Genomic DNA, 19,141 nt, shown 5'->3' with positions numbered 1-19,141 from the left:
AAAACAAAATACCATCCAAAGAAACAAATCGAAGCTCCAGTTACGAATGTAATTGGAGTTTTTTTTGTTACTTTTGTAGACTCTAATAAAGTTTCTTTTTCTAGTACCACGTCCAAAAGTTGCTTTGTTTAAAAGAACAAAAAATGAATCATCCTATACTTAATGATAGTCCGTTTAAGACTAAAATATCTTTTCATAAATTAATCGAATCTTTAGAAGAAATTGCTCTTACAGATGTAGATTATCGCTCAAATTATGCTCTTGCCTTATTGGAGCAAATCAAGAAAGTCCCAGAATTGTTTACCGGAATAGAAGATTACGCGTCTATAAACGAGCACAAACAACTAATCAAGCATTTATTGGCAGACTTGTTTCCAACAGCATTGACCAAAAATGAGATTAAAGCCATTACCATTCCGTTTCAGAATCTCACCTTTAATTATACCGACCGTTTCAAAACTATCTTGGCCGATGCGGGTAATGCATTTGACATGTCTATTCGTGATTATAATGACGACCAACTCTATATTGTGAGTTGTATTTTAATTTTAAACACACAGTACGGGCAAAATCTAGATTACAATAAACCCTTGTTTTATGACATTCCAGATGCCAATGGTATATTGAAACACTACCGTATTTTGTACAACGCAGATTTCATGGAAATTATTCGTACCGAAAATGCAGTCGAATTAACCCAAGAGGATATCGATATGTTGATGGACAACTACGATGACATTGCCTTATGGAAACAAAAATTCCCAAAAGAAAGTTGGATTTTAAAGGGCTTCGGAATTATATCTTTATTTGATGCTTCGGTAGAGAGTGCTATTTCTAACTTAAAAACAAACTTGTTAAGGTCGGATAATCAACAAAAATCTAAAGATGATGATATTCAAACCATTTTCAGAACTATATTCAAAATCCCAGATCTAAAACTTGGATTCGTCTTGTACAATGAGGAGGAGAATAAATTCACTACACCACCTTTCAGTAACAATACAGAATCGAACAGCTACATTTTATTAGAAAAAGAAGAGGAAATAATTTGTAAATCTGCATTATTTGGTTGTACGCTACAAGCTATAATCAATGACAAAAAACCATTTATTATCTCTGATGTGGATAAGTTTTCAATCGAAAACGCATCTTTTGCGGCTCATTTAGCAAAACAAAACATTAAGAGTTGCATTTTGGCCCCCGTTATTAAAAATGATAAATTATTGGGTGTGATCGAACTCATTTCTTCGCAACCCAAAATACTCAATAGCGTCAATGCCAACAATCTTGACCTATTGTTACCCTATGTTGTAGAGACCATTGAGCGTTACAATATAGATTTACAAAATCAGATCGAAGCAGTAATTCAAAGAGAATACACCTCCATTCACCCGAGCGTTTATTGGAAATTCAGAAAAGAGGCACAGAAATATTTTCAAATTCAAGCACCTAATAAAGATTACATTTTTAAAGCAATTGTTTTTAAAGAAGTTTATCCTTTGTACGGTCAGATTGACATAAAGAGTTCCTCAAATCATAGAAATGAGACTGTAAAACAAGATTTAAAAAGCCAAATAAGTCAGTTGATTACGATATTGGATCATTTGACAGAGAATAACAAACTGCAACTATTAGAACAACGTAAGTTTGAATTGTTTTCTTTTTCGAAAGAATTATTGATCGAATTAAAAGCAGATACCGAACAGCAAATTCAGTTGTATATTCAGAAGGAAATTCATCCTGTTTTGACCAATGCTAAAAATGATCCTAAGTTGCAATTGCTAATTGACGCTTATTTTAATGAATTGGATGAAAAAACAGAACTCTTTTACCATGCCCGCAAAAAGTTTGATGAGGCAATGTCTATTATCAACAAAAAAATGGCATCGGTTCTAGACAAAGAACAATTGGAAGCGCAACAGAATTACCCACATTATTTTGAACGTTTTAAAACGGACGGGGTCGAACACAATTTGTACATAGGCCAAAGCATCAATCCAAATATTCCGTTTGATATGATGTATTTGAATAACCTTCGCTTATGGCAATTGCAAACCTTGTGCAAGATGGAGCTCGAGCACCATCGTTTAAAACCTTTGTTGCCATATGAATTGGATGTTACCTCATTGATTTTGGTCTTCAGTTCGCCACTTTCTATCCGTTTTCGAATGGACGAAAAACGTTTTGACGTAGACGGAACTTACAATGCTCGCTATGAGGTAGTAAAAAAACGAATCGACAAAGCCAACATCAAAGGAACATTGGAACGCATTACCCAAAAGGAAAAAATAACCATCGTCTATTCGCATCAAAATGAAGAGACGGAATATTTAAAATACATTCAGTACCTGCAATTTAAAAACATAATCGAACCAGAAATCGAAAAATTTGACGTTGAAGAATTACAAGGTGTTTCTGGTTTGAAAGCCATTCGAATCAAAGTAATCAACAGTGATGTTGCTCATAAAAAAGAGTACACGTATCAAGAATTACTAAACGAATTATCCTAGAACAGAATTAAAAGCCAAGACAAATGCAATCACCGAAACAATAATTCCGATCATGAAAATATTATAGGTTATACGCAATAGTTTGTATTTTTTGTCCAAAACAATACCCAAAAAGTACAAATCCTTGATCATAGAATTGTACAAATAATCTCGGTCTTTCATTAACTCGTTAACAGCCCATTGGTACTCCTCTAGCGGCATTTTATAGAAGTTACCAAAGAATAAAAGATTTACTTTTTGAGCTTCGATATCCTCACGCGTAAATGTACCAGTGGTCACCTTTGGACGGGTAGACAATATGGCAAAAATTATAGACACTACACTGAACATCAATAAAATAAAAGTAGGAAGGATTAAATGCGCATTCCCAGGACTATCAAGCTTTGGTATAATAGAAGATAATGCTATCGAAATAATAATCGCATTTACAGACAATAAAATATTGGCTTTACTGTCAGCAATTCCACTCAAACGAGTATGATTTCCTAAGGTAATTCTAAACAAAGTATCAATACCTCGGTCTGGTTTTTCTTTCTTGTCTTTTTTCTTTTTACCTTTTTTACTTTTTGTCTCAATCTTTTCCATTTTCAACTCTTTTTGATCATTTCCTTTGAGCATTTGTATATTTTTTTCTTTAATTGGTTGCCAATGCGTCAAGGCATATCCTGTTTGATAGCGGTGCTTTTCTTCCATAAAATGAAGATTTTCTTTTGCCCATTCTTCATTCGAAAATACTTTATTCATGGTAATTTGCCACTCTTTTCGCAGTTGTTCACAAATTACCGGATAATCTAAACTACCAAAATGTGCATAGTCGGCATCTCTAATTATTTTTTCTAGATTATTTTTGGGCTCATAATCGTGAACAGTGGCCTCAATGAGCTTGTTTACTGCAACTATAAATTCTTCAGACTGCTTTTTATCTCTCAAAAAATCTGTTGCTATTACTACGCTGGCATCCTCGTGCTTTGTACATCCTTGCGTATAACCCGTATCATGAAACCACGCGGCCATTAACAAAGCCTGCTTATCATTTTCATTAAGCTTTTCAGCCTGCAATATAGCTTCTACTGCATTTACCACGACTTTAGTATGTCCCAAATTATGGTAGGTAAATGATTTAGAAAGTTTATCTTTGAGTAATTCTGAAACAAAAGCTTCAGCTTGATGTAGAAGATTCATAATAAAATAATTATACGACTAAAATATGAAATTGTTTTTGGAAAAACGGTTGATTCTCCTTTTTATATCTTCTCTTTTGTTTGCTTGTGCAACCAAAAAAGAACAATACGGCTCTAATGTAACCAATTCGAACCTAGTTAACGAGGAAGACACCGCAAAAATTGCCCATACTTTCTATTTAATTGGTGATGCTGGCAACACTACAGAGCAACATTCCAAATCCATTTTAATGGCTTTAAGTAAAAAGTTAGTTACTGCAAACAAAAATTCCTCCTTATTGTTTTTAGGAGATAACGTCTACCCAAAAGGAATACCAAGCAAAACATCTGATCCTGACTATTTACCGGCTGAACAAAAGCTTATTAATCAATTGCAAATTGCAAAAAATTACAAGGGCCAAACCATCTTTATCCCCGGAAACCATGATTGGTATAGCGGAATTGAAGGTTTGAAAAAGCAAGAAGACTTGGTGCAAGACTATTTAAATGACAAAAAAACATTCTCACCCAGGAAAGGATGCGCTATTGATGATGTGAAAATTAATGATAACATTCTATTGATTACTATTGATAGTCAATGGTTCTTAGAAAACTGGGACGACTCACCTACTATTAATGATGATTGTTCGATCAAAACTAGAGAAGCCTTCTTTGAAGAATTTGAAGGTTTAATTAGTAAAAACAAAGACAAAACAATCCTAATAGCCATGCATCATCCGCTTATGAGCAATGGTACGCATGGAGGACAATTTTCTTTGCGAAAACAAATTTTCCCGTTGGAACAAGACATTCCGTTACCAGTTATTGGTTCTTTTATTAATTTGCTTCGAAAAACTACAGGAGCTAGCCCGCAAGACCTTCAAAACAAACAATATTCCACTTTATCAAATAGAATCAAAGCACTTATTCAAGGTGAGGATAATGTGATTGTAGTTTCTGGGCACGATCACAATTTGCAGTATATCGATCATCAAAATATAAAACAAATTATTAGCGGAGCAGGGTCAAAAGAAGAAGCTGCCAAAGCAGTATACCCAAATGATTTTTCATACGGACAAAAAGGTTACGCAATTTTAAACGTGTACACTAATGGAAAAAGCATAGTCTCCTTTTTTAATGAAGATAAATTACTGTACCGTCAAATCGTATTAAACGTTCCCGAAAATGAAGTTGCCGCCTACCCTACTTCATTTCCTAAAACAAAATCGGCCTCTGTTTATTCGGAGGATCGTACCTCGAAGTCAGCTGCTTATCGTTTTGTTTTTGGTAACCACTACCGCACCATTTATAATACAGCTATAGAAGCGCCTGTACTTATGCTAGATACTTTGTATGGTGGCGTATCTCCAAAAAGAGCTGGTGGCGGTCATCAATCAAAATCGCTTCGCCTTGTAGATCAATCGGGTAAGGAGTATGCTATGAGAGCCCTCAAGAAAAGTGCTTCTCGATTTTTGCAAGCGGTTGCCTTCAAGGATCAATTTGTAGAAAATGATTTTGAAGACACCTATGCAGAAGATTTTCTTCTTGATTTTTATACTAGTTCACACCCGTATGCACCACTTGCTGTAGGTTATTTGGCAGAACAAATTGGAGTCAATCATTCCAATCCAAAATTATATTATATCCCGAAACAAAATACATTGCAAGAGTTTAATAGCAATTTTGGCGATGAGTTGTACTTTATTGAAGAACAAGCCTCTGAAACTCAAAAAGACCTTGCTTCTTTTGGCAACTCTGACGATATTATAAGTACAGCTGATCTTTTGGAAAAACTTCATAAGGATGAAAATTATGCTGTAGATGAAAAAGAATACATCAAAGCTCGCTTATTTGATATGCTACTAGGCGATTGGGACAGGCATCAAGACCAATGGCGCTGGAGTACATATAAAGAAGGTGACAAAACAATTTACAAACCAATTCCTAGAGACCGTGACCAGGTTTTTTCTAAGTATGATGGTGCCTTACTGTCCATCTTGATGAATATTCCTGACTTGCGTCATATGCAAACATTCAAAGATAAAATAAAAAACGTAAAATGGTTTAATAGAGAACCTTACCCAATGGATTTGGCGATTTTAAAGACAGCAACTGAACAAGATTGGATTGAGCAAGCTACTTATATTCAAAATAACTTATCTGATGAAGCCATCGAAAAAGCATTCCTGCAGCTACCTTTAGAAGTGCAAGACGAAACGATAACGACAATTAAAAAAGATTTAAAAGCTCGCAAAAAAGAATTAGTTACTTATGCTAAAAAGTATTCGAAAACAATAGAAAAACGTGTTCTTGTTGTTGGAACAAATAAAAAAGACCAGTTTATTATCGAAAAAAAGCCAGGCAATGTACTCCAAATAACCGTGAATCGAATTAAGAAAGACGGAATTGAATTTGCGTACTCCAAAACACTTTCGGGCAAAAAAACAAAACATTTATGGATCTACGGTTTAGATGATGATGATGAATTTATTGTCAAAGGAAAAGCTAAAACTGCAGCAGAAATTATTTTGCTAGGTGGACAAAACCATGATAGCTATACCATCGAAAACGGTAAAGGAATTCGAGTTATTGATTTCCTTTCGAAAAAGAACACCTATAATGTTGATGCGCAAACTACCAAAAAAATCACAGACGACTATACTATCAATTCCTACAGGTATACTTTGCCCAAATACAATGCTTTTTCTGGACTGCCTACCCTTGGCTATAACCCCGATGATGGCCTAAAAATTGGTATTATTGCTAACTATACGATTAATAACTTTAAGCAAAATCCATATTCTAGCAAGCACATACTTAAAGCAAATTATTATTTTGCAACGAGTGGGGTTGAATTATTCTATTCGTTTAAAGCACCGAAGGTCACTGATAAATGGGATTTTAATCTTGATACCCGTTTTACTAGTCCTAATTTTTCTATCAACTTTTTTGGATACGGCAACGAAACTGTAAACAACGATGAAGTAAAAGGAATGAATTTTAATAGAGTTAAAATCAGTATTTTTAAGGTGGCACCACAATTTGAGAAAGTTGGCCCTTTTGGTAGTCGTTTGCAAATTCAGACTAGTTTTGAAAATATACAAGTCCAAAATACAGTCAACCGTTATATTACATCCAACTCAATTGTTGACCCATTAGTTTTTGATAGTCAAAAATTTGCTGGAGTCACTGTAGGTTACCACTTTGAAAACTACGACATACCCTCATTACCAAAAATGGGAATGGGATTTTCAGTGATTGGAAGCTGGAAAACAAACTTGGACGACACTCGAACAAACTTTCCAACATTCGAATCAAAACTAAATTTCAATCATAAAATTGATGCTAGCGGACGAATAGTCTTGGCTACCATTGTAAAAGCAAAAGCCATTTTAAACAACAATTACGAGTTTTACCAAGGTGCAGTTTTAGGAGGCGATTTGAGTTTAAGAGGCTTTAGAAACGAACGATTTTTAGGAAAAAGTTCGTTTTATAACAGTACTGACTTACGTGTAAGTCTAGGTAAAATTAAAGAAAGTATCCTGCCTATGAGTTACGGAATTCTTGGTGGTTATGATTATGGACGTGTTTGGCTAGATAATAAAGACAATCAAAAATGGCATCAAGCCGTTGGTGGAGGCTTATGGCTAAACGGACTTAATACTTTGACCGCAAGGCTTTCCTATTTTAAAAGTAGAGAAGAAGAAGGACGACTTAGTTTTGCTCTTGGCTTTGGATTTTAAATTCGTACACTTTTCCGCCTGATTTTTTAACTTTCTCATCGGCGATGTAAACCGTTGAATTGTCTTTGAAACAGATCGCTTCTTTTTGCGAAAAATGCTGTAAATCAATTTCAGTTCGTTTGCCCGAAAGGAAATCGTCGCCTTTAAAATTTTCGAACAAAATAATTTTACTATGCGTTAATAGTGCTATTTTTTTTTGATCAGGACTTATAGCCGCGCTAGTAATCACATAATTATGATAATCTGGGCCTGATTTAAATTCCCCTACTTTTTGAGCTTGATAGTTTCCCGCAGCGGTAGGCACTTTGTATATGTAAGCCGTTCCGTCAAAATTTGAAGAACGGTTTTTGGTAAACAAATAAAAATTGTTCTGAAAAACAATAAACCCCTCTACATCAAAAAAAAGTTTCTTCTTTTTAGGAGGAAAGTCTTTTTGTTCCGGATATGAAAAAGTGATAATAGAAGAAGTTGTCGTTTCTGACTTTGCCAATTGATCTTTGTTTATTTTATAAATTGCTAAATCTTTTCGAACATTATCATTATTACCGAAGTCACCAATGTACAAATTACCTTCTTGGTCTTTGGTTACATCTTCCCAATCTGTGTTTTTGACATTCGAAATTTCAAGGGTATTTTTAATTTTTCCTTTCGAATTTAAAAAATAAACTTCGTTCTTATTTCCGCTATCCTCAATGCAGGCCATAAGATCTGAATCTTGCAAAGTGATCATCCCTGAAACTTCCTTCAATGATTTTGGAAAATCGTACAAGTCCACAAGCTTAGTTGATTTTTGCTGGCAGGCAAGTACAAGGAATATGACGATGACGTTAAAATACTTTTTCATTATGGTTATATTTCTTTACAATTTATGTATTTGGGACATTAAAATCCAGGTTTAAAAATATTGGCATTTTTATAATTTCTAGAGATAAACTCAAACGATGCTTCGAGTACATCACCCATTGAATTGGCATTTTTAAAATTGAGATCATTGGTATAGCGGAACAATTCCATCTTCAATTTCTCAGTATGTTCATCAGGAGCCAAAAAGTCATTACTCATAATGTGCAACAAACGCGAAATGCGCTTGCGGGCAGAATGCAATCTTTTGGCCAAGGCTGCACGCTCTTCATTTTTATATTGTTCTATTGAAGAAGCCTGTAATTTACTTTTGACCAATTGGACCATTGGGTTATTTTCTTTAAAAAACTGCGGCCTATATATTTTAAAATTCCCTTCATAACACTGTTGATCAAAATCAATTGGCCTTATACGATGTACCACTTGGTCAAAATCATGAATTGGTAGTACAACATAATTGTAAGCACGCATGTCTCCCAAGAGACGAATCATGCAACGTTCGTTGAACTTTACAAACTCTTTGGCAATCTGCGCTTTTTCAGTTTCAGTACATTTGGTAAGTAAGGTCTCCATAAATACATCACCAGGAATTCCAATAATATGCTCCTCTATCAATGTGTCTCCATGAACCAAAAAATTTATTTTATCTGGCGAAAGAATATCTTCTAGTTCAAGACCGTAAATTCTTGATGCATCCGCCTTTTTTACATAAAAATGAACGTAATTGTCATTTAGAATGTTTCTTACTTTTATTCGAAAAGGTTTTGAGTTTCCAAAAGTACAATAGTCAATAGCATCAATATTTAGAAATTTAATAATCTCTAAATTTCCATCTGAATGCAATAAGGAATATATTTTTTTTAAATTCAAGTCAATCTCTGCTCTTTCAAATTCATTGTAGTACACGCGAACCCACAAAGTGTCATGATCATTTTTATCATACACCACAATTGAACCTGAAAAACGTAATAAATCATCATAAAAAACGGTAACTGTAGAAATGCGATCGTAACGATCCAAGTATTCTAATAAAAATTCGTTTATTGGGTAGGAAGGTTTTTTAAATAAAACAGATGATTCACTCATAACATTTGGGCTTTTATACAAATTTAAAGTATTTTACATGGAATAAGTTACAGTTTAAATTTTAAAATCAAACTAAATAGACACTGCATTTAACAAACTAACAAAATATTAACGCATAGCATTATCTAATCTGCCTATTTTTAGCACACTAAATAAAATTATTCTTATTTTTAGCAAATGAAAAAATCTGTACTCGCTTTACTCTTCCTATTATCATTAAATAGTTACGCACAGTTTAGCACCACACACTATATACCGCCTGTAACTTGCAACAATAATCTTGCCGAGGACCAGTATTTCTACATTTCGACACCTAGTATTTCTCCCGTTAACTTTAAAATTATTGCTATTGGTGGTGCTACCGTAACAGGGGTAGTTAGCAACACACTACCTTATATATACAGTATAGGTACTGGTAGTTCCACTCAGTTAATGACACCCAAGTCCACAATAGGTAAGTTAACCAATAAAGGATATATCATTGAAGCAGAGAACCAAGTTTACGTGAGTATGCGATTAAATTCTTCAAGAAACACTTCAAGCGGTTATAATCATGCAGGAGGAATAGTTTCTAAGGGGAATAGTGCACTCGGGCAAACCTTTCGATTAGGTGCTATGCTTAACCCAGTGAATACCGATGGATTTTTACTAAATTTCGGTTCCATACTAGCGACCGACAATAATACTACAGTAACAATATCAAACATTCCAACAGGAACCCTTATGACTGATGGAACTACTATTACTGGACCCATTACAATCAATTTAAATAAAAATGAAAGTTATGTTTTAGCATTTGAAAACGGAACAGGATCTGTTTCCAATAGTGCCAAAATGATTGGAGCCTTAGTTCAAACAGATAAGCCTGTAGTGGTAAACTCTGGTTCGTTTGGTGGTAGTAACAGCACCTCTCTTAATGGACGTGATGTAGGCTTTGACCAAATTGTATCATTCGAAAAAACAGGAAAAGAGTATATATTTGTAAAAGGAGCAGGAACAAATGACATTGAAAGAGTACAGTTAATTGCTCAAGTTGATAATACCATTGTGTACATAAATGGTAGCACGACGCCTTTTGCAACGCTAAATGCTGGCCAATATGCCGATATTACGGGTAGTTCTTTTACCAATGGAAATCTTTATGTACAAACTTCCGAGCCCGTATTTGCCTACCAGAGCATTGGTGGAGCAGCAAACCCTGCCAATCAAAATTTATTCTTTGTCCCTCCATTAAACTGTACAACACCTAAAATAGTGGATAATATACCATTAGTTGATTTGATTGGAAGCAATTCTTTTTCAGATAACTTTTTAAATATTGTAACAGAAACTGGAGCAACGGTATCCATAAACAACTCTGTTCTAACTTCCAGCCCAGTTCCAGTCAGTGGTAGCCCTGGGTTTGAAAGATATACCGTTAATAGCTTATCTGGTAACATCTCTGTCAAATCTACTAGACAAGTATATGTTTCTTATTTTGGTAAAAATGGCGCAGCAACCTACGGAGGATATTACTCAGGATTTGACACTAAACCAGAAATTATTTCTAACAAGATAACAACAACCAATTCATCCTGCATACCCAATGTAGAGTTAAATGTAAATACTATATCATCATACGATTCGTTCCAGTGGTTTTCCAACGGTGTACCAATTTCTGGACAGATAGCAAATTCCTTCATTCCCACAACACCAGGTTACTACAACGTACGTGGAACTGTTTCAAATTGCCCGTTATCACAACCACTATTCTCAGATGAAATTCCGGTGAGTGAATGCCCTACAGATCAGGATGGAGATGGAGTAAATGACAATATTGACCTTGATAATGATAATGACGGAATCACAAATTGCACAGAATCCTACGGAAATCAGGCAATCAATTTAACAAACAGTTCTTCTGGAACGATCGCTGTTGGTACCTATACCACTACATTTACAGGCGCCACTACAACTTCAGCTGCAGTAAGCACAACTCCTTTTGTCGGTGCTGCAGATGGTACTTTTGTTACCCAAATACCAGCTGGTAAAGATAGCTTTGTAAAACAAAAACTTACTTTTAGCCAACCCATGTCGGTAGCACTTGAATATGTTACTACAGCAAATAGTACCGATTTACTAAATGCCAATGCTGAGTACATTATTAATTCTGATACTAACAAAACTATAACTGTTAGCAATCCAAGTAATCAGTTATTAATTGACACTAATTATGACGGAATCTATGAAAGCGGTGTAACACAGTATTCTTCATTCGAAATTCGATTTAGACTAAATGCAGTTGTTCCGCTTCCTGCTGGAACAGGCGATTTTAGATTTTCTTCGTACCTAACCAATACTATAAGCATAACGCATAAAAACCTAACGGATAGTGATGCCAACATAAGCACTTTCAAATTAATAGCCACTTGTGTTCCTATTGATAGCGACGGGGATGGTAAAGCTGATCAAGTTGATACAGATAGTGACAATGACGGAATACTTGATAACATTGAAGCACAAGTAAACAATGCGGTCTCAATTACTAATGCTGACACTAACAAAGATGGTATCGACAATGCATTTGGATCAGGATTTACACCAGTCGACACTGATGGCGATGGAATTCCAGACTATTTGGACCTAGATAGTGATAATGATGGTATTAATGATATCGAAGAATCTGGAACCAATGCAACAAATAAGGATATTGACAACGATGGCATTATGAATTATCGTGAACTCGATAGTGATAATGACTTATGTTTGGACGTAATTGAAGCAGGATTTTTGGATCCAAACAATGATGGAATTCTTGGAAACAGTCCAGTTACCGTAAATACAAAAGGTCAAGTAACTAGCGCAGTGGGATACACTACACCCAATAACAATTATAAAACTGCCGCTCCAATTATCATTACTAACCAACCAAATGCTCCAGCAACCTGCGAATTGCAGCAAGCAATAATTCCCGTTGTAGCAAATGGAGATAGTTATCAATGGCAAGTAAGCTCCAATGGAACAACATGGACTGCGATTACAAATGGTACCACATATAGCAACGCAACCACAAACCAACTAAATGTAAATTCAGTGACAACTGCTATGAATGGCTATAAATACAGAGTTTTTATTAATCGAATAGGAAATAGTTGTGGACTACTCTCATCTGAAACAACGTTGACTGTTTATCCAATACCTACTGTAAACGACATCACTTTAATTCAATGTGATGATGATCTTGACGGAATCACAGCATTTAATTTGACAGAGAAAAACAATATAATTTCGGCAAATTCAACTGCTGAAACCTTTACCTACTACAAGACTCAAACAGCCGCTACAAATGCAGATTCATCACAATTGATTCCAAATCCATTATCCTATACAAATACTACCCCTTTACTTATGCAAGTATGGGCGCGAGTAGTCAATGCAAACAATTGCTTCAGTGTTGCCGAAATGGCTTTGAAAGTTGTAGCAACACAAGTACCAGCTACCTTCAATCGTTCCTTTGTAACTTGTGATGATGAACTAGATATAAACGGACTCAATAATGTGAATAATAACAAACGAGATGGCGTCTCTGCTTTCAACTTCAGCTCTGCCGAAAATGATATTAAAGCTTTACTTCCCAGTACTGGAAACTATTCTATAACATTTTATAGAAATGAGGCCGATGCATTATCCGAACAAAACAAAATCACCAGTACAACAAATTATAGAAATATAGGTTATCCAAATCAACAGCAAATTTGGGGTCGCGTTGATAGTGACACCGATAACTCTTGCTATGGTTTTGGACCTTATATCACACTAACGGTCGAACAATTACCTACAGCAAACCCTGTAACGATTGCAAGACAATGTGACGACAATCAAGATGGCATATTCATTTTCAATACTGCTACCTTAGAAAATACACTCGTAAACGGACAAATAAATGTGACGGCAACTTATTTCGATGCAATGAATAATCCGCTTAAAGACGCCAACGGACTCCTCATTTCAAGTCGTTTTCCAGCAACCTTTTCGACTAAATCTCAAACTATAAAGGCTGTCCTTACAAACAATACATCTTCAAAATGTTTTGATGATACACTTATAACCTTTACAGTAGATGTTTTGCCGCAAGCATTTTCGGTTCCTACATCATTAACCACTGTTTGCGATGATGAATTAGACCCAGTTAATCAAGATGGACGTTATAGCTTTAATACGAGTACATTCGAATCTACAATCATAGGTTCCCAAACTGGTATGGTCGTAAGTTATACTGATCAAAATGGTAACTTATTATCCAGTCCGCTACCAAATCCATTCAATACAAACACCCAAAATATAACAGCAACGGTGACAAACCCTATTAACCCAAATTGTACTGCAACGACAGTAATTCCATTTATTATTAATCCGCTTCCGCAAATTTCACTTAATGCAGACGGTACAGAGGACGAATTAATATGTTCTAATCTTCCGACATTCTTTGTTCAACTAAATGCTGGAATCTTAGATGGATCACCAGAAACGAATTACAATTTTAAATGGTCAAGAGACGGAATAGTGCTACCAACAGAAACAAATCCAACACTCGATGTCAATACCAAGGGAATCTATACAGTAACTGTATCATTCAAAACAACAGGATGCGAACGCACGCGTACAATAGTGGTAACCCCATCAGACATTGCGAAAATCTCCACAATTGATATCGAAGATATGACTGATATCAATACCGTAATCGTCAACGTTACAGGCACCGGAAACTACGTATACAGCTTGGATGATGCCAATACCTTTTTTCAAGAATCGAATATCTTTGTAAATGTTCCTTCAGGTATTCATGACGTATACATCAAAGACGTGAACGGTTGCGGAACCGTAAGCCAAAGGATTTCTGTAATTGGATTACCTAAATTCTTTACTCCAAACAACGATGGCTACAATGATTATTGGAATGTACAAGGAATTGATAGCACCTTCAATGCTAACACCGTTATCTATATTTTTGACAGATATGGAAAACTACTTAAACAACTAAATCCATTAGACCAAGGCTGGGATGGTACTTATAATAACAAACCACTTCCAAGCGATGATTACTGGTACACCGTTAAGTTGGAAGATGGAAGAGCAGCCAAAGGACATTTTAGTTTAAAAAGATAAATTTAATGGTGGGCGTGACCCGCAAAAAAGCGGGTCGGGCTTTATGTTTCAATCTTTTTAGGGGCAAAAAAAGCCCCAAAAAAGGATTTACACTTCAATCCCTCACGGATTATACAAGCAGTCATGTAAAGCACAGCACAAAATTCGCTATAGTATCAAAAATCCTTGTAACACTATTACTTATACTGTTTTATTGCCAAAATTTATAAATGATCTAATATTGTTAAACAATATTGAACCACCTATACATAAAAAAAATCACCTCTACTATTGAACAAAAAAAAAGCCATTTCTTTCGAAATGGCTTTTTTAGTATACTTGTGATAGTACTATACTTTAAATCTTTTTCTATCAGTTTCTGTCAAATAGATTTTTCTCAAACGAATAGATTTTGGAGTACACTCAACATATTCATCTTTTTGAATGTATTCTAAAGCTTCCTCAAGAGAGAAAATGATTGGAGGAATAATTCTAGCTTTTTCATCATTTCCAGATGAACGTACGTTAGATTGTTTTTTCTCCTTAGTTACGTTAACACACATATCATCAGAACGTGAGTTTTCACCAATTACTTGACCTTCGTAAATCTCAGCATTTGGTTCAACGAAGAACTTACCACGATCTTGTAATTTATCGATAGAATAAGGAATAGCTTTTCCTTTTTCCATAGAGATTAAAGAACCTTTGTTACGTCCAGCGATTTCACCTTTGTAAGGCTCATATCCAATGAAACGGTGTGCCATAATAGCCTCACCAGCAGTAGCAGTCAACAATTGATTACGCAATCCGATAATTCCACGAGATGGAATATTGAATTTCACAATCATACGTTCACCTTTAGTCTCCATGCTTAACATTTCACCTTTACGCATAGTAACAAACTCAACAGCTCTTCCAGAAAGTGATTCTGGTAAGTCGATTGTTAATTCCTCAATTGGCTCACATTTTTTACCATCAATTTCTTTGATGATAACTTGTGGTTGACCGATTTGTAACTCATACCCTTCTCTTCTCATTGTTTCAATAAGAACAGATAAGTGAAGTACACCACGACCAAAAACCATGAACTTATCAGCAGAGTCAGTTTCACCCATTTTCATGGCTAAATTTTTCTCAAGCTCCTTAGTTAATCTTTCTCTAATATGACGAGATGTTACAAATTTACCCTCTTTTCCAAAGAAAGGAGAATCATTAATTGTAAACAACATACTCATTGTAGGCTCATCAATAGCAATTGATTTAAGTCCTTCAGGGTTTTCAGCATCAGCGATAGTATCACCAATTTCAAAACCTTCAACACCAATAATTGCACAAATATCTCCAGCAATTACTTCAGCTACTTTTTTACGTCCAAGACCTTCAAAAGTATGTAATTCTTTGATACGAGATTTTGTTACAGTACCATCTCTTTTTACTAATGAGATTGGCATTCCTTCTTTCAATACACCTCTTTCAAGACGACCAATAGCGATACGACCTGTAAACGCAGAAAAGTCAAGAGACGTAATCAACATTTGAGGAGTTCCTTCTGATACTTTAGGAGCTGGTACATTTTCGATAACCATATCCAACAATGCTTCAACATTATCAGTTACGTTTTCCCAATGGTCAGACATCCAGTTGTTCTTAGCAGAACCGTAAACTGCTGGAAAATCCAACTGCTCTTCAGTAGCTCCTAATTCAAACATTAAGTCAAAAACTTTTTCATGAACTTCTTCAGGAGTACAGTTTTCTTTGTCAACTTTATTTATAACAACGCATGGTTTTAAACCAAGGTCTAATGCTTTTTGTAATACAAAACGCGTTTGTGGCATAGGCCCTTCAAATGCATCCACAAGTAAACAAACTCCATCAGCCATATTTAATACACGCTCTACCTCACCACCAAAATCGGCGTGACCAGGAGTGTCAATAATGTTGATTTTCGTTCCTTTATACTGAACAGAAACATTCTTAGAAGTAATGGTAATACCTCTTTCGCGCTCTAAATCGTTGTTATCAAGGATTAGATCACCTGTGTTTTCGTTGTCACGAAATAACTGACAGTGATACATAATTTTATCAACCAAAGTTGTTTTACCGTGATCGACGTGGGCAATAATTGCAATGTTTCTAATAGATTCCATCTGTGATTTTTAATGGGTGCAAAGGTACACTTTATTTTCATATAAAAAACAATAATCAAACTACTTTACACATTCTTAACTCTATAAACACCTAAAACCCTATCTAATCTAACTTTTAATTAATTTTTAGCACCTGTTTTTTAATTCACATTTATTAATTACATTTGGGTAATGAAAAACAAAATAAACCAAATAACAATAGTCTACCTACTCATTGCGCTATTTGCAGTTATAGTTTTTCATAAACTTTCTATCAAGTTTGTGCCTAGCTGGAACTACCCAGTTTACAACTTTGCAAAAGACATTACACTCGTAACATTTACAGGTCTCATCTTCAGATTAATACTAAAAGAAAACAATAGAAAAAATAAAATTGTTTTCGAAAAACTTAAAGCAAATACAGCTGAGATAAGAGAGTCTAACGAAAAATTTAACATCGTTGCCAAAGCTACTAGTGATACAATCTGGGATTGGAATATTATAGATGACAAGATTTCTTGGAACAACGGAATCAATAGTATTTTTGGTTATAATAAAAATCAAGTAGGAAAAACTTCATGCTGGTGGTTTGAGCAAATACATCCAGAAGACAGCATAAAAATGTCGATCAAACTATATGCATTTATTGAACAACGAACAGAAAACTGGCAAGATGAATACCGCTTTAAATGCGCCGACAATTCGTATAAATATGTTTTAGATAGAGGTTTTTTAATAAAAGACCAAGAGGGTAAACCAACAAGGATGATTGGTGCCATCCAAGATATAACCAAAAGAAAACAAGAAGAATTACGTTTAAAATTATTAGAAACAGTTATTATTCAGACCAAAGACGCTATAGTTATCACTGAAGCAACTTTTAGCGATAACCAACTCCCTAAGATTGTATACGTTAATCCTGCCTTTACAATAATGACTGGCTATAGCGAAGAAGAGGTTATTAATGGATCTCCAGACATATTACAAGGGCCTAAAACAGATCCAAAGGTTAGCAGAAAAATAATCACAGCGATAAAAGAAAAAAAAGAAGCGCTTATCGAAATGATTTGTTACACAAAAGAAAAGAAAGAATTTTGGCTTTTATTTTCTATGATTCCTATTTTCAATAAAGAAAAAGAACTTTCACATTGGGTCTCCATACAAAGAGACATCACAGATGAAAAAAGACAAGAAAAAGAAAAGGAACACCTTATTAGAGAACTAACAAAAAATAATAAAGATTTAAAACATTTTTCATATATCACATCACATAACCTGCGAGCTCCAATTTCAAATTTGACCGGTCTATTAAACCTAATTGAAGACATTACCATTGAGGACAACGAGTTAAAAGAAATCCTACATGGTTTCAATAAATCTACCAACTTATTAAACGACACAATCAATGACCTTACCAAGGTGATGATAATTAAAGATAATACCTCAATAGAAAAAGAACCTATATTATTGAAAGATGTATTCGAAAATGTATTCAACCAACTCTCTTTCGAAATCTACAAACAAAAACCCATTTTAAAAATCGATTTCGATAGGGTCCCTGCACTAATAATAAACAAATCATATATTGAGAGTATATTACTAAATTTATTATCGAATGCCTTAAAATATAGATCAGATAAACGCCCATTAAAAATAACCGTAATTACGGAACAGGTTAACAACTTATTTACCTTAACGTTTAAAGATAACGGTATCGGAATTGATTTAGATCGAAACCACGATAAAGTATTCGGACTTTATCAAAGATTCCATAATTACCCTGACAGCAAGGGATTAGGCCTATACTTGGTAAAATCACAGGTTGAAGCAATGGGCGGAACAATAAGTATCAACAGCGAAGTAGACAAAGGAACGACGTTTACACTAATTTTCAAAAATAAGCAAAATGTTACATAAAATACTATGTGTAGACGACGATCCAATTACCTTAATGTTATGCAAGAAAGTAATATCTAGGACCTCATTTGCAAAAGAGACGATTACAGCAAATAACGGAGAAGAAGCATTACAGTACTTTAAAAACATAAAATCTGACAAAGTCGAAGAACTACCGCAACTTATATTCTTAGATCTTAACATGCCAGTAATGGGCGGATGGGAATTCCTTGATACTTTTTGCTTACCTGAATACGAAGCTTATAATTCTATATCCATAGTAGTACTGTCTTCTACAATTGATCCTGAAGATTTAGAAAAAACAAAAAAATACTCAATGGTTATTGATTTTTTACCAAAGCCAATATCTACTAAGATGTTAGAATATTTAATACAGAATAAAAGACTCTTATTATAGCGCTAATCAAAATGATCATGCCTTACAATTCAAAAATCATACCTAAACTATTGATAATCCGCAAACAAAAATTTAAAAATATTTAAATAAGGACATTTACATTTAAAAATGTCATCTCTTTAACAGCTTCATAATTAAAATCTTAAAGACGTTATATCGTAAATTACAATACGTCATTCTCAACTATTTTCTAAAAAAATAAAAGATAAAGTTACAA

The 19,141-nt window shown here is 34.6% G+C and carries 9 protein-coding genes; 5 read left to right on the top strand and 4 right to left on the bottom strand.

The window, feature by feature from the left end; translation table 11 throughout:
* Positions 1 to 143: 143 nt before the first annotated feature.
* A complete protein-coding gene (locus tag FFWV33_RS09815; protein WP_108740743.1) occupies positions 144 to 2,510 on the top strand; it encodes a GAF domain-containing protein in 2,367 nt (788 codons plus the stop codon).
* On the opposite strand, the gene FFWV33_RS09810 is transcribed toward FFWV33_RS09815, so the two are convergent.
* Entirely contained in the window at positions 2,502 to 3,692 is a 1,191-nt protein-coding gene (locus FFWV33_RS09810) for a Pycsar system effector family protein (RefSeq protein WP_108740742.1), read from the bottom strand. The genes FFWV33_RS09815 and FFWV33_RS09810 overlap by 9 nt on opposite strands.
* 25 nt (positions 3,693 to 3,717) lie before the next feature.
* Here FFWV33_RS09810 and FFWV33_RS09805 point away from each other — a divergent pair, with 25 nt between their 5' ends.
* Positions 3,718 to 7,413: a metallophosphoesterase gene (locus tag FFWV33_RS09805; RefSeq protein WP_108740741.1), complete on the top strand. Its 3,696-nt coding sequence runs from the start codon at positions 3,718 to 3,720 to the stop codon at positions 7,411 to 7,413.
* Here FFWV33_RS09805 and FFWV33_RS09800 read toward each other — a convergent pair.
* The gene (locus FFWV33_RS09800; protein WP_108740740.1) at positions 7,385 to 8,257 is read right to left on the bottom strand and encodes a hypothetical protein; all 873 of its coding nucleotides are present in this window, start codon (positions 8,255 to 8,257) and stop codon (positions 7,385 to 7,387) included. The two genes, FFWV33_RS09805 and FFWV33_RS09800, sit on opposite strands and share 29 nt — an antisense overlap.
* 38 nt (positions 8,258 to 8,295) lie before the next feature.
* Complete coding sequence (locus tag FFWV33_RS09795) at positions 8,296 to 9,360, bottom strand: hypothetical protein (protein WP_108740739.1); 1,065 nt, start codon at positions 9,358 to 9,360, stop codon at positions 8,296 to 8,298.
* A gap of 177 nt (positions 9,361 to 9,537) precedes the next feature.
* Here FFWV33_RS09795 and FFWV33_RS09790 point away from each other — a divergent pair, with 177 nt between their 5' ends.
* Complete coding sequence (locus FFWV33_RS09790) at positions 9,538 to 14,505, top strand: T9SS type B sorting domain-containing protein (RefSeq protein WP_108740738.1); 4,968 nt, start codon at positions 9,538 to 9,540, stop codon at positions 14,503 to 14,505.
* 329 nt (positions 14,506 to 14,834) lie between these two features.
* Here FFWV33_RS09790 and typA read toward each other — a convergent pair whose 3' ends face one another.
* On the bottom strand, positions 14,835 to 16,631 hold the full coding sequence (typA, locus tag FFWV33_RS09785) for a translational GTPase TypA (protein WP_108740737.1): 1,797 nt from the start codon (positions 16,629 to 16,631) through the stop codon (positions 14,835 to 14,837).
* Between the two features lie 171 nt (positions 16,632 to 16,802).
* Between typA and FFWV33_RS09780 the strand changes: the two genes are divergently transcribed.
* Both FFWV33_RS09780 and FFWV33_RS09775 read left to right on the top strand, forming a co-directional pair.
* Positions 16,803 to 18,527, top strand: a complete 1,725-nt coding sequence (locus FFWV33_RS09780; RefSeq protein WP_108740736.1) for a PAS domain-containing sensor histidine kinase — start codon at positions 16,803 to 16,805, stop codon at positions 18,525 to 18,527.
* On the top strand, positions 18,517 to 18,924 hold the full coding sequence (locus FFWV33_RS09775; RefSeq protein WP_108740735.1) for a response regulator: 408 nt from the start codon (positions 18,517 to 18,519) through the stop codon (positions 18,922 to 18,924). Before FFWV33_RS09780 ends, FFWV33_RS09775 begins: the two co-directional genes overlap by 11 nt.
* Positions 18,925 to 19,141 lie beyond the last annotated feature (217 nt).

Source organism: Flavobacterium faecale, assembly GCF_003076455.1.
In the GTDB taxonomy this organism is placed as follows: Bacteria; Bacteroidota; Bacteroidia; order Flavobacteriales; family Flavobacteriaceae; genus Flavobacterium; species Flavobacterium faecale.
This window is presented reverse-complemented; position numbering and strand designations above follow the sequence as displayed.